Source organism: Xylella taiwanensis, from assembly GCF_013177435.1.
In the GTDB taxonomy this organism is placed as follows: Bacteria; Pseudomonadota; Gammaproteobacteria; order Xanthomonadales; family Xanthomonadaceae; genus Xylella; species Xylella taiwanensis.
In genome coordinates this window covers 939,019-950,922 of the sequence record NZ_CP053627.1, presented here as the reverse complement: position 1 = coordinate 950,922, position 11,904 = coordinate 939,019, and the positions used below count along the sequence as shown (strand labels likewise).

The window sequence follows — 11,904 nt, the reverse complement described above, 5'->3', positions numbered from 1 at the left end:
GACAACCCACAGCGATGCTGTGATGCCTATACGTTCAAACGAGTACTCCTCAAGCTGTTCATGACCATCCTTCCCCATCAATGTGCAACAAGGTCTGCCCACCTGTGAATATCTGGGCGTTGCGATCACTGACCAGGCTGGAGCTGTTGAACTTCTCCAGGATGGCGATGATCGGCCTAAACCGGGCCTGCTGCCCCTGAGCAGTGACGGCCGCAGCCACGGTGCCGTGGTAATACACGGTGCGGGTCACCGGCCCGGAGGTTTCGAGACGGTCCTCGATACTGGGCATGGCCGAGGGCAACGATCTGATCCGTAGCGGCACACAGGGTACCCTGGCTGGCGCCGGACATCAGGGCCTGAAGGGCGGTCAATCACGCGGGTGACAAGCTGGCGGCCTCTTGGAGATCACGCACCGCACCGCTGCCCGTCAAGTGCTGCAAGGCGGCAGCGGCGTCCATCACGGTCACCTGGTCGTGAGCACCGCTGGCATCACGGTAGCAGTGGTTGAAGCCTCATTGCAGGTCGCCGCCCAGGCCGGTGCGGCCATCGGTGCGGGTGTAGGTGCCGCGGTTATTGATGAGGTTGCCGTTACCCAGGTCCAGGTCCTGGGGATCAGCGTGATCCAGGCAACGCCCAGGCTGGAAAGGATAAACAGCTCGTTGTATTGGGAGCGGCCATCCCGGTTGAGATCACGCCAGACGCGCACGTCCGCAAAACGGGTGTCAGCGGCATCAAAGAGGCGGTCAGCGTTGCTGTCCAGGTCGCGCAGCGTCTCGAAGCCGGAGGTAGCTTTCTGGCCGTTGCGCAGCAGGGTATCGGCACCGAACAGTTCGCTACCATCATCAATGCGTCCGTTGCCGTTGCGGTCCAAGACCAGAAAGCCGTCATCGGGTTTCACCCAGCCGCTGGCGTGTTTGACGCCGTCGTAATCATGCCCGCCCCCACCATTTCGATGCCATCGCCGCCCAGGTCCAGCACCAGCGGGTCGCGGCGGGGTTCGACATCACCGTCGCAATCACTCCACACCGGGAACTTCTCCACAATCCATCCGGCAAGCCCGACCGGAGCATCGTTCAGTGTAGTCCCGGGCATCCACGGTTTGGTGCCCTGGATGTGCATGTAGGCACCCTCTTCCTGCTGGAACCAACCGAGCTGCTGTAGATAGCCACCTTCCTCCGGCGTCAGCTCCTGTGGCGGTACCATCGCGTACAGCGGCAGGATGGGTCAGATGTATTCCGATCAGCGCGCCCGGACGATAGGCGGCGAGCAATACACTGGCGCCGGTGCTCATGTCGCCACCGTATGCGCCGTAGCGGTCATCGCCCTGTTCGCGCATCACCGCGTTGCGATAGCTGGTGAAAGCGAACATGGTGCTGCCGTAGGCACCATCGCACAGCGAGAAGTTGAAGTCCGGCAAGCACGACGCAATGACGTGCAATGCGGCGGCCGCACTACCGCCATGGGAAGCAGGATCAGTCAACAGTGAGATCAGCTTTTCGAAACGGAACGGGCTGTCGGGCAGCACGAGGAACATAGGCACCGGGCCCTTGCCACACTCGTGGATGATATGCGCCGTCGTGCCGTCGACACCGCCGTGCAATTGGTTGCAGCGATTCAGCGGATTTTCCTGCCCTTCCAGTCGAACTGGTCGTGGCAGTAGGCAACGATCTCGGTGAAGTAGCCCATGTCGATGCCGTCTTCCCAGCCGGGCTGGCTACTTTCCGGAAGGCGGGTACGCACCAGACGCTTTTGCAAATCCTCCAGGACGGTCGCAGCGGTTTCGATCTTGAATGGTTCGAGCATATAGAGTTCCCGTTGCGATCAAGGGGAATCGGGTATTCGGCACTCACCCATGTTGCGGACCTTGCGCGGCCCGAGAGAGCGTCATCGCCGTTCAGGGCGCAGCGGACCGAAACCGTTGCACCCTCCTTGATGATCAAGATTCCCTGTTGTTTGTTGCTATCGGTCTTCACGAAGCCCGGGCAGATCGAGTTCATCTTGATCGGCATGTTGCACAGCTCATAAGCAGGCTGGACCGCCAGCATGTTGAGTGCGGCCTTCGAGGCGGTGTAGCCGATGAATTTCCGGCTCGACAAGAGGTTGGTGCCGCTGCTCCACGCCAGCGAGCCGAGCGTGCTAGAGACGTTGATGATCCAGCTGGCAAGAGCGCTTCAGCAAGGAGAACATCCCCCAGGTGACGGCCAGCGTGGCGATGCAGTTGGTGTCGAGGATCTCGCAGACCGCCGACACATCAGCCTCAGCCGGCGGGTCGTCATGGTCGAGCATGATGCCGGCATTGTTGACGAGTGCGATCCGTGTCGCCGCACACACCATCGTCATGCGTCACCAAGTGCGATCACGATGGCCTGGACGGCCCTTCCTTGACTACGGAGTTCAACGGTCCTGACTTCACCCTGCTACCAGATCACGCGCGCCAAGAAACACATGCACCCCCGGTGCGCGAGCTGGCGGGCCGTCTCGAAACCAATGCCAAGGTGGCGCCGCTGCTCAGGGCGATTTTGCCCTGCGCATCAATGTCAGGGATCGTCTTGATACGCGCAATATCAGGTACCACAACGACTATTTTATATATGGATTGTCAATAAGTTTATTGTATTACCATGAATGATATGAAACGAACCGCGGCCGGAGAGGCCCTCAGCGACCTGTTGCTGGACCTATTCCGGCTTAACAGCCGCGCTAACCTAGCGGGCGACCGACTGCTTGCCCCCCTCGGCCTCACCAGCGCCCGCTGGCAGCTCCTCGGCACGATCAAATGTTGTTCAGACCGGCCGCAGCCTGTCGCCTGGCTTGCTCGCGACACCGCGGCTAACCGGCAAAACGTGCAGCGCATCGTCAACGACCTGGAACGGGACGGCCTGGTCGCGTTCAAGCCGAACCCGCATCACCGGCGCGCCCATCTCATCGTACTCACCGAGAAGGGCCAGCAGGCCTGGGAAACCGCCATGAAGCTACAGGTGCCGTGGGTGAATGATCTGGCGGACGGTCTTCGCCTTGAGGACATCAAGACCATGCGTGCGCTCATCATCACACTGCGGGGCAAGCTGGAAAAGGACGCCGCTGTCGAAGACGAAGAGTGAGGGTCTTACAACAGCGGCAGAGCCGCAGGATCACAAGGCCGGCCTCCCGATGATCGCTTGCGCCGCAACCGACCTGTTCGAGGAGTGGAGCTTCATTCGCCCCGAGACGCCGGGTCTATGGCTCAAATTGTGCCAATAAGGGATCCGTCTCTCCCCACTGTGACACGTGATGCAGTCGTGGATATCGCTCTGTGTCATGGCTAGATCAATGATCAGGGCACGAGCTGCAACGCGGTTTATTTCCTGCTGCACTGCACGCCGTACCAGCAGCACAACCTCTGATCCCAGATCAACCGTATCCGCGTTGCGCAATTGGGCGCTGTAGACTGGATCGGACCGTGCGGATTAGCACAGATCGAAGCGGCCAAGGTAGATAAGCACTGGGATGGCGTCTATCCCCCGCAGAGTCAGGCGCGCGTCCCCAATGATGTACCGGCAGCGCTTGATGCAGCCCCTACAGCAACCACCACCTTCGAAGCACGAAGCTACCCAATATGCATTCCTGAACGGCATTGTGACCGTCAAGCACATCGAGACCCGGGTGCACAAAATAGCCGAACCAATCGCCCGCCTGTCGGTGCGTGACGCCCCGGCGCTCGCGCAGGCCAGGCTCGGCAGACTGCAACAGTTCAACGTGCCCGCTGGCCTCGCAGCGGCATCTCCAACCTTTGGAACGTCTGTTGTCTCATTACTTTCGCATCGGCATGGAACGCCGTCTTCTTAAGCGCGCTCGCAGTCGCAAGCTTTGTCGCCAGGGAGTGGCGTCAGCTTGCTGACGTCACTCCCTGGTGGTCTGCACGTCTCACCTGGCAGGTCATTCAGTCGTGATCGTTGGTAGCCGGTTCGTGACCACTGTCACCCGGGGTATCGACCGGGAACGAGTCGTTGTGGTGTTCGCTGCGCTTCTGGCGCGCTCCAACCTCAGCGTCGCCTAACGCCGAACATGGCCGTGCTGATGAGCAGCTGCGTCTTGCTCAGCTTTAGGTTCAGCGGACACTGGACGATGGCGGCGGCGCTCACTATGCGGCGGGTGCAACCAGCGGACATCCCGGAGGCTTGCGCCATCGCTTTTGGCGGCATCTCCGTCGCAATGGTCGTTGCCGCTCTCATGAGCAGCCTGATCGAACCCCTGATCGGCTGGCGCGGTGTGTTCCTGATCTTTACCGCGATCGGCGTCCTCTGCCTGGCCTGGCCGACGCTTATCCTTCCCGCTATGCCCTTTGACGACACTGGTCATGTCAAAGCGGTTTTCGCCGTCCTTCATCGACGTGGCGTGCCTGTCACGATGCTAGCGATCGCCGCCGTTTGCGCCGGCCAGATCGCCATCTTCACCTCTATCCGGGCGCTGCTTGAAACACATGCCTGTTTTGATGTCACAGGCATCTTGAGCATGCTCCTGGTTTTCGGCACCACCAACTTTATTGAAACATCGCTGGCGGCGACCACCCTGAAAACCGGTCTGCACCTCAGCTTGGCGGCAGCACCGCTTGTCATTGGTGCATGTGCGCCCGGCATGCCCGCTGTCGGCACCCGCAACGACACTGCCGCCATGACGCTCATCGCGTTGTGGAGCCTCGCGTTCGGTTGCATTCCTGTCACCTGGTCGACCTGGATCACCCATCATCTTGGAGACGATGCGGAAAACGCCGGCGGCCTTCAGGTCACGACGCTCCAGCTCGCCAACACCTTCAGAGCCGCTGTAGGCAGAATGGCTTTCGTGATCTTTGGCATGAAAGGCCCAGTTCTGCTCGGTGCCGCACTCTTGCTGGTCACCTACCTTATATCAATGTGGTATGGGACACGGTGCAAGAATGGCTGCCTGAGTTGCTGAAGCAACGGCACGCCATCCCCCCAGAACAGAATGATAAAAAAGGCAACAAATAATAGTTGGCTGCCCAAAGGTCTTGGCAGACAAGATGAGCGGTACCCGGGCAGACTGGCCGGGCTTGACCAGGACACTCGAAATGCTACGTGAAGGCGATACCCTGGTCGTCTGGAAACGCGACCAACTGAAAAGCCACTGGTCAACCTGGTTGGCACTCTGCACAAGCACGCTGTCCAGTGCAGAAACCTTACCGACTGCATCGACACCGGCACGCTGTCCGGTCGGTTCTGCTTCCATGTCATCGCGAACTTGGCTGGAATAAAGCGCGAGTTGACCAGCACACGCACTCGCACAGGATGAGAAATCGCCAGGCAGCTCGGTCGTAAGGGTGGCCGCAAGCCGAAGATGACCGATAGCAAGATCGCGTCGGCCAAGAAGCGGCTTGCCAGTGGCGTGCTATTCCAAGACGTCGCGACGCTGTACCACTGGCTACCAGCCGCAACGCAGGCTTAACGTAGGCTTGGGCTCCCTCCCGCAAACGACCCTGACCGGGACAGCGGATACGCCGTCGTTGCAGCGCTTCGCCTCCCACATTGGGCTTCGCATTTCGGAAAGTACTCGGCAAAGGCTACGCCGAACATCCTCTCAACGATACGATGGAGCACTCCGCAGCGATCGCTGTACTGAATCCACAGGGCCGCCCTAGCGGCCTGATCCACCCACCTTGCAACGCTGAGAAGATCGCCGCGGACCTCCAGAAGCTCGCCAAGGAAACCACTCTGTGAATTTAGTCACCACGCTGACCTATCTCCTGCCACATCGCCTGCTGTCCTCACTGGCACGCCACTTCGCCTATTGCCAGCATCCGCTTGTCAAACAGTGGCTGATCGACACGGTGATCGCGAGGTTTAATGTCAATCTGACCGAAGCAGCGGAGCCGGATGCGCACGCCTACCCAAGCTTTAATGCATTTTTCACCCGATCACTCAAAGCCGGCGCACGCATCCCGGATCCGGATCCGACCACATTGCTCATGCCAGCCGACGGGTGCATCAGCCAACTCGGGCCCATCCGCGCAGGACGCATCTTGCAGGCCAAGGGCCAATCCTTCACTGCACCCGAATTATTGGGTGATGCAGCAGCAGCAGCCCCCTTCGCCAACGGCCTGTTTACCACAGTCTATCTATCGCCACGTGACTACCACCGCGTGCATATGCCGTGTACCGGTCATCTACGCGAGACGGTGCATGTACCAGGCCGCTTATTCAGCGTCGGCCCGGACGCAGTACACCACGTCGCACGGCTGTTCGCACGCAACGAACGGCTGGTGTGCCATTTCGACACTGCCTTCGGGCCAATGGCCTTGGTGATGGTGGGTGCACTGCTCGTCTCTGGTGTAGAGACGGTTTGGGGTGGCGTGGAAATCCCCGCTTATGCCGACCGCATCACCCGCAAGGACTACCAAGGACGCCATATCACGATAGAACGCTTCGCAGAAATGGCACGCTTCAACTATGGTTCAACGGTGATCGTGCTGTTACCGCCACATGTCGCCACACTGGCACCTCACCTGACAGCAGCAAGTCAGGTCACACTCGGTCAAGCACTGGCACACCTTCTTTGAAGTCACACCACAGCGGCACTTGTGCTGGCGGTGGTTGCTTGCAACCGCCACCGAGGTGTTGTGACCCGCCGCTGCCATGAAAGCAGGCCAGCTTTTTTCCACGCGACTGCAAAGCCATCATGTGCCTTTATGTCCGGGCAATAAAAAAACGTCACGCCCACATCAGCCTCGTACATACACGCCAACGCGGTATGTCGGCACTTCCAACCAAGAAACGGTTCCGGAATATTCATGAAGTAACAACGCCGACTGTGGCTGCGTGATGATCACTGCTGCAAGCACCAACACCTGCATGAACGTCACCATGGTGGCCCCGCCCTTGTCAAAGTACTTGATCCGGGATGCATACCCATGCAGTGCAATAAAAACAACCTACATGACGTCACAGCAGCCACACACCAGACATTCAGAGGCGTATCCATCCAGGACAGCTCTGCAAAAAAACAGATGCCTACAAAAATAATGAGCAAAGCAGGTGAATTTAGCCACACTCTCGAACAGATCTGCAAAGACAATAACCAGCTATCATGGTGAAATTACTCTTTTGACTCTTTACCCGAACATACCCCGTCAGGAAATAAAAACGACAGATAAAACCAATCGATTGTTTCATCATTACTTAAGGCATACATGCGAATTATCAAATGAATTCAATAAAAATCAAGATATTGCAAAGCATCGTAATAAACTTATTTTCTATGTTATTGCGTAAGAGCAAGAATGTATCCCATCGAAATACAGGAAATCATCAAAGCAATATCCCATTGATATAGTAATAGCATCATCACTGTAATACGGGAACGGGCGCTCTGATTTTCCATGAAAATAATGATGCAACAACTCTTCATCATCGGAATCGATTATTACAAAAATATCTCATCACTTTAAGGAAGCGTGGACGCTACCAATGCCGTAAAAGCAATGTTAGAGAGGCACGCAGACAGCCCTATCATTTCTCTATTAAACTCATGAAGGCACACATCATCAGGATGCCATCAAGCGCTCAAGATGAAACGAAGCAGCATGAGGATTATTTATCTGGTGACAATGACATTCGTTTCACTGAATGTCGCAAAACATGGTCACATTAAAATAATTGACGGTTATTTGTATGCAGGTGATAACCAAGCTAGCAATAATCATTCTCCACCGAATGAAATTAAAAAATAAAATCATTATTCTGGGTAGTTGTCATCGCAGGATTACAGCCGAATATCAGAAAAAAGTTTCCAAGGCCATTGATGGTGCCACCATGCTGACCACCTCAACCAAAGATCAATATGCTTCTGAAAAAAGGTGCATCCGTCATTTCTATTTTATGAACTCCAAGGTATTGCGGAATTTCCCCCATTAATTGGTGACAAATTTCAACTTCATCCGAATGATGCAACAGCCGGGCCAAGTCCTGACCCTGAGAAGACAGCCATCTTGCAAAAATATAACCGGGTGAATGTGCTTATTCCTGATGAAGCTGAGCACTGTTACTACGCTGCGACGCAACGCAGAACTCTCAACATAACCACCCCCGCGGAGTACTGTCGTCAACTCACTCCTGAGCATCCAATCTGATGCAGCAACATTCTTCATTGATCACTGTTGGCCGTAACATGTCACGTGCTATACGTTGCGCTTATCGCCACGAGAAGTAACGACCTATGGAACTCAAACACCCCGGCTCACAGCCCTCAGTCAAAGGCCCCGCGGAATACTTCACCGTGGACGTCCGTATCGACATGCTCAACAATCCCGCCGCACCAGCACGTACCGTGTGCGCCAGCGTCACCTTCGAACCTGGCGCACGCACAGCTTGGCATCAGCACCCATTAGGCCAGACCTTGATCGTGACCGCAGGGTGCGGCTGGACACAGTGCGAGGGTGAGTCCATCGTCGAGATCCGCGCCGGCGACGTCATCTGGTGCCCGCCCGGACAACGCCACTGGCACGGTGCCACGTCGACCACGGCGATGACCCACATCGCCATACAAGAAGCACTCGACGGGCAGACTGTCGAATGGCAAGAACATGTCACCAACGAGCAGTATCTCGCAGGCATCGCTCATGGCAGAGGCGCACCGTAAGGATGCCTGTTGGGGACCATCACCCGAGAAGGGGAAGTCCATGCGCATGAACCACTCCGTTTCACCCCCATCGGGAAACACACCCACAAGTGACGCTCGCACGAGATCGCCTGGCACGCTTGTAGTCATGGGACGACCCGACGCAAATGCTTGCCATGATCGAAGCAGCGTCCGGTCATATTGCAATGTGCTTTATTCCGCAGACTGTCGCGCGGTGTTTCGATGTGTCGTTCGAGCATGGCGCAATGCCGCCGGCAACGATGGATCGAACTGCCTGTACACCAGCACATGATGGACAGCCGTTGAACCCCAACCATCTGCAATGCTAGAGACACCCCTTTGCTCCGCTTTCATCCTGCATCGCTGAGCAGTGTCACAACCATCCTGCCCCTTTCTGTCAACAAGCCGTATGTCAATACCAGCGAATGCAACCAGAACCTCATCATCTCTATTCAGAATAAAGCAACTTCGTACGAGTCATGATGACCTAACTCATCACAATCAACGTTCCTCAGTTACTCAATTTAAAAAGCAACGCAGTGGGATCACATTGACATAACCACTGTGTCTACTGACGCTCAAATATACGTGCTGCACTGTACTTGGCGAACTGCGATGCCAGACCATGCGAAAGGCATGAAGGCATGCAAGATGTGGCTCGAACAGGACTCGCAAACAATGACACCACGCGCCAACACTCAACCGAGCGAACCCGGATGCCTACACAGCGAAGGCGTGCAAGATCACCACAATACACACGGTGGTCAAACAGCAGCACGATAACCGAACAACGAACACCACAGCGTTCGGATGATGTGTATGGTTTCACTGAGCAAGAGCAGCTTGCGTTGCAACATTGGTGGGCGGCGTGTGTAACACCGAGATGCTACATCGACTGTATGCAGGAGCTTAAATCTTATCGGGAGCGCTGCTAGGTCATCTCTTCCCACCAACACTGAACGACCTGAATCTGCGTTACGTCCAAGCAGTCATGGCTACGTTGCGAGCCACCATCACCCACATTGTGATGTTCTCCCTACCCAGCAACACATCCGGACTCACGCCGATTTCAAGCTGTACAACACCTATATGAAGCAGACCCTCACCCAGCTTGCTCCAGCTCGTACAAAACGACTGCATTAAAAGTCAACACAACTCATGGCGGTAAAGCCTTCAGTGCCACCTAACCAGAAAGCATCTCGAATACGCATCAATTCGCTATACAGCGTGACTCATCGTGCGATGATGCTGACGCAAGCTCAGTACCCGAACCAAGTCCCACATACTAAACAAATATTCAAACAGCGACTTTGATATAGTCCCGCGAATGACTCTGCTCTTACGTTTCGTCACTGTACTCGCACTGGGCATCACTGGCTGTGCCCGCGCACAAAACGGTGACCCGCAACTGCTGGCTGTTCGCAATGCCATCGCTGCTGCCGAAAATGGCCGCCTCGATCCATCTCAAGCAGCTACTCTGAGTGGGCATCCGTTGTACGGTTGGATCGAATACGCCAATCTGCGCCGCAATATCGACACAATCAGCAACACCCAGGCGCAAAACTTCCTCTCCCGTTACGCTGATCAGGCCGTCGCTCAGGCATTCCGCTCAGCATGGCTGCCCGTCGTTGTGCGGCGTAAAGACTGGGCCACACTGCTGGCGAATTGGAAACCGACCCGCACCATCAGCCTACGTTGTGCCCAGCTGGAAGCACGACAACGTTTAGGCAAAGCAGACGCTCAGTGGACAAAAGAAGTGCAAGCACTATGGCGCGATGCCGGAAAGCCAATGTCCGACGCCTGCGACTCAGTATTTGCTGCACTCTCCGCTCAAGGAGATTTGGACAATACACTGCGCTGGGCGCGCATCGAAGCCGCTGCTGACGCGCAGCAACCCGAAGTGATGCGTGCCGCCGCACGTGGCCTGCCAGCGACTGACCAAGCCTTGGCTAACGACTACGCCTCCTTTGTCGAGACGCCACATCGGCCCGCTCTGAATTGGCCCAAGACTGAACGCAGCCAACGTATCGTTATTGACGGACTGGCACGGCTGGCTAGGAGCGATCCGAGCGCCGTTGAACGCTCCTTACCTACGTATGTCGACGCACTTGACCTCAATGAGACGCAGCGCGGTCAAGTGCTGTACCAAATCGCGTTGTGGACGGTCGCTTCCTACCTGCCGGATGCAGCACGGCGACTAGCCGCAGTACCAGAATCTGCTTACGATGAACGCCTCCACGAATGGCGCACGCGCGAAGCACTGGCACGCGGCGACTGGCCAGCAGCGTTAGAGGCGATCCGCAAGATGCCACCGACACAGCGCGGCGATCCGCGCTGGCAATACTTTGAGGCACGCTTGGCCGAAAAGACTGGTGAAAGTGTACAGGCCCAAACGCTATACCGTGCCGCGGCACGCAGTGCCACATTTCATGGCTTTCTTGCTGCAGACCATCTGCAACAGCCCTATACACTGTGCCTATGGCATCCCAACGATGCCGCTGATCGCACCCAGGCTAAAGCCGCTGTCGCGCGTACTCCCGCGCTGGTACGTGCGATCAGTCTGTTTCAGATCGACAGAACCGCCTGGGCCACACTCGAATGGAACGACGCGCTCACCCGCTTCAATGACAACGAACGCCGGCTAGCCGTAGAAGTGGCCAGTGCCGCCGACTGGTTCGACCGTGCCGTCTTCGCGCTCGGTAAGCAGCCTGCCGAGCTACGCATGTACGACCTGCGCTTCCCAGTACGCCACGATGCTACGATCAACCGTGAAGCAGCCAAGCACGGACTCGACCCTGCCTGGATCGCTGCCGAAATCCGTGCCGAAAGCGTATTCAACCCACGCGCACGCTCCCCAGCCAATGCACGCGGCCTGATGCAAGTTCTACCCAGCACAGCAGCAAGCGTGGCAAAACGCATTGGCTTGACCGACTATGGTAACGCCGACAACCTATACGATGCAGACACCAACATTGCCATTGGCAGCGCTTACTTACGCCAACTCCTTGACCAGTACAACCATCCGTATCTGACCATTGCCGCTTACAACGCGGGCCCAGGCTCAGTCCAACGCTGGCTGGCACAGCGCCCCAACTATGATCCGGATCTCTGGATCGAAACCATCAACTACAAAGAGACACGCGAGTATGTCGCACGCGTACTTGCTTTCAGCGTGATCTATGACTGGCGCCTCAACGGTGATGCGCTGCCACTCACTGACCGACTCCTTGGCAAACCCAGCCACCTGCGTAAACAAATCATCTGTCAGTAAGCACG

The 11,904-nt window shown here is 56.6% G+C and carries 12 protein-coding genes and 3 pseudogenes; 10 read left to right on the top strand and 5 right to left on the bottom strand.

What is annotated here, in order from left to right:
- Window positions 1-73: 73 nt before the first annotated feature.
- The 4 genes and pseudogenes from PLS229_RS04045 to PLS229_RS12690 form a co-directional block, all read right to left on the bottom strand.
- Window positions 74-996, bottom strand: a pseudogene (locus PLS229_RS04045) (calcium-binding protein); the annotation flags it as partial.
- A 19-nt stretch (window positions 997-1,015) separates the two neighbouring features.
- Window positions 1,016-1,540: a hypothetical protein gene (locus PLS229_RS04040; protein ID WP_152536625.1), complete on the bottom strand. Its 525-nt coding sequence runs from the start codon at window positions 1,538-1,540 to the stop codon at window positions 1,016-1,018.
- 74 nt (window positions 1,541-1,614) lie between these two features.
- A complete protein-coding gene (locus PLS229_RS04035) occupies window positions 1,615-1,803 on the bottom strand; it encodes an epoxide hydrolase N-terminal domain-containing protein (protein ID WP_051482330.1) in 189 nt (62 codons plus the stop codon).
- A 206-nt stretch (window positions 1,804-2,009) separates the two neighbouring features.
- A pseudogene (locus PLS229_RS12690) lies at window positions 2,010-2,096 on the bottom strand (hypothetical protein); the annotation flags it as partial.
- Here PLS229_RS12690 and PLS229_RS11915 point away from each other — a divergent pair.
- Window positions 2,077-2,385: a hypothetical protein gene (locus PLS229_RS11915; protein WP_160165184.1), complete on the top strand. Its 309-nt coding sequence runs from the start codon at window positions 2,077-2,079 to the stop codon at window positions 2,383-2,385. The pseudogene PLS229_RS12690 and the gene PLS229_RS11915 sit on opposite strands and share 20 nt — an antisense overlap.
- 40 nt (window positions 2,386-2,425) lie before the next feature.
- Here PLS229_RS11915 and PLS229_RS11910 read toward each other — a convergent pair whose 3' ends face one another.
- Window positions 2,426-2,575 (bottom strand): hypothetical protein, encoded by a 150-nt coding sequence (locus tag PLS229_RS11910; protein ID WP_216651946.1) that lies wholly within the window; start codon window positions 2,573-2,575, stop codon window positions 2,426-2,428.
- 46 nt (window positions 2,576-2,621) lie between these two features.
- On the opposite strand from PLS229_RS11910, the gene PLS229_RS04020 reads away from it, so the two are divergent.
- The 9 genes and pseudogenes from PLS229_RS04020 to PLS229_RS03980 all read left to right on the top strand — a co-directional run bounded on the left by PLS229_RS04020 (window position 2,622) and on the right by PLS229_RS03980 (window position 11,899).
- The gene (locus PLS229_RS04020) at window positions 2,622-3,101 is read left to right on the top strand and encodes a MarR family winged helix-turn-helix transcriptional regulator (protein ID WP_038271387.1); all 480 of its coding nucleotides are present in this window, start codon (window positions 2,622-2,624) and stop codon (window positions 3,099-3,101) included.
- 385 nt (window positions 3,102-3,486) lie between these two features.
- The gene (locus PLS229_RS04015; protein WP_160199299.1) at window positions 3,487-3,825 is read left to right on the top strand and encodes a hypothetical protein; all 339 of its coding nucleotides are present in this window, start codon (window positions 3,487-3,489) and stop codon (window positions 3,823-3,825) included.
- Window positions 3,826-3,889: 64 nt separating this feature from the next.
- The gene (locus PLS229_RS04010; protein ID WP_160165183.1) at window positions 3,890-4,036 is read left to right on the top strand and encodes a hypothetical protein; all 147 of its coding nucleotides are present in this window, start codon (window positions 3,890-3,892) and stop codon (window positions 4,034-4,036) included.
- Between the two features lie 8 nt (window positions 4,037-4,044).
- Window positions 4,045-4,932, top strand: coding sequence for an MFS transporter (locus PLS229_RS04005; RefSeq protein ID WP_051482328.1), 888 nt, complete (start codon window positions 4,045-4,047; stop codon window positions 4,930-4,932).
- A gap of 85 nt (window positions 4,933-5,017) precedes the next feature.
- Window positions 5,018-5,286 (top strand): annotated as a pseudogene (locus tag PLS229_RS12685) (recombinase family protein).
- Window positions 5,287-5,519: 233 nt separating this feature from the next.
- Complete coding sequence (locus PLS229_RS03995) at window positions 5,520-5,711, top strand: hypothetical protein (RefSeq protein ID WP_114867089.1); 192 nt, start codon at window positions 5,520-5,522, stop codon at window positions 5,709-5,711.
- Window positions 5,708-6,550 (top strand): archaetidylserine decarboxylase, encoded by an 843-nt coding sequence (gene asd / locus PLS229_RS03990; protein WP_114867088.1) that lies wholly within the window; start codon window positions 5,708-5,710, stop codon window positions 6,548-6,550. Before PLS229_RS03995 ends, asd begins: the two co-directional genes overlap by 4 nt.
- Before the next feature lie 1,655 nt (window positions 6,551-8,205).
- On the top strand, window positions 8,206-8,628 hold the full coding sequence (locus PLS229_RS03985) for a (R)-mandelonitrile lyase (protein WP_038272666.1): 423 nt from the start codon (window positions 8,206-8,208) through the stop codon (window positions 8,626-8,628).
- Window positions 8,629-9,955: 1,327 nt separating this feature from the next.
- The gene (locus tag PLS229_RS03980; protein WP_038272670.1) at window positions 9,956-11,899 is read left to right on the top strand and encodes a lytic transglycosylase domain-containing protein; all 1,944 of its coding nucleotides are present in this window, start codon (window positions 9,956-9,958) and stop codon (window positions 11,897-11,899) included.
- The last annotated feature ends 5 nt before the right edge of the window (window positions 11,900-11,904 follow it).

What these genes read in the sequence shown, in the direction of transcription:
- PLS229_RS04005 (WP_051482328.1), top strand. Translation starts at nt 4,045, where the DNA reads ATGGCCGTGCTGATGAGCAGCTGCGTCTTGCTCAGCTTTAGGTTCAGC.
- PLS229_RS04015 (WP_160199299.1), top strand. Translation starts at nt 3,487, where the DNA reads ATGGCGTCTATCCCCCGCAGAGTCAGGCGCGCGTCCCCAATGATGTAC.
- PLS229_RS03980 (WP_038272670.1), top strand. Translation starts at nt 9,956, where the DNA reads ATGACTCTGCTCTTACGTTTCGTCACTGTACTCGCACTGGGCATCACT.
- PLS229_RS03985 (WP_038272666.1), top strand. Translation starts at nt 8,206, where the DNA reads ATGGAACTCAAACACCCCGGCTCACAGCCCTCAGTCAAAGGCCCCGCG.
- PLS229_RS04020 (WP_038271387.1), top strand. Translation starts at nt 2,622, where the DNA reads ATGAATGATATGAAACGAACCGCGGCCGGAGAGGCCCTCAGCGACCTG.
- PLS229_RS11915 (WP_160165184.1), top strand. Translation starts at nt 2,077, where the DNA reads ATGAATTTCCGGCTCGACAAGAGGTTGGTGCCGCTGCTCCACGCCAGC.
- PLS229_RS04035 (WP_051482330.1), bottom strand. Translation starts at nt 1,803, where the DNA reads ATGCTCGAACCATTCAAGATCGAAACCGCTGCGACCGTCCTGGAGGAT.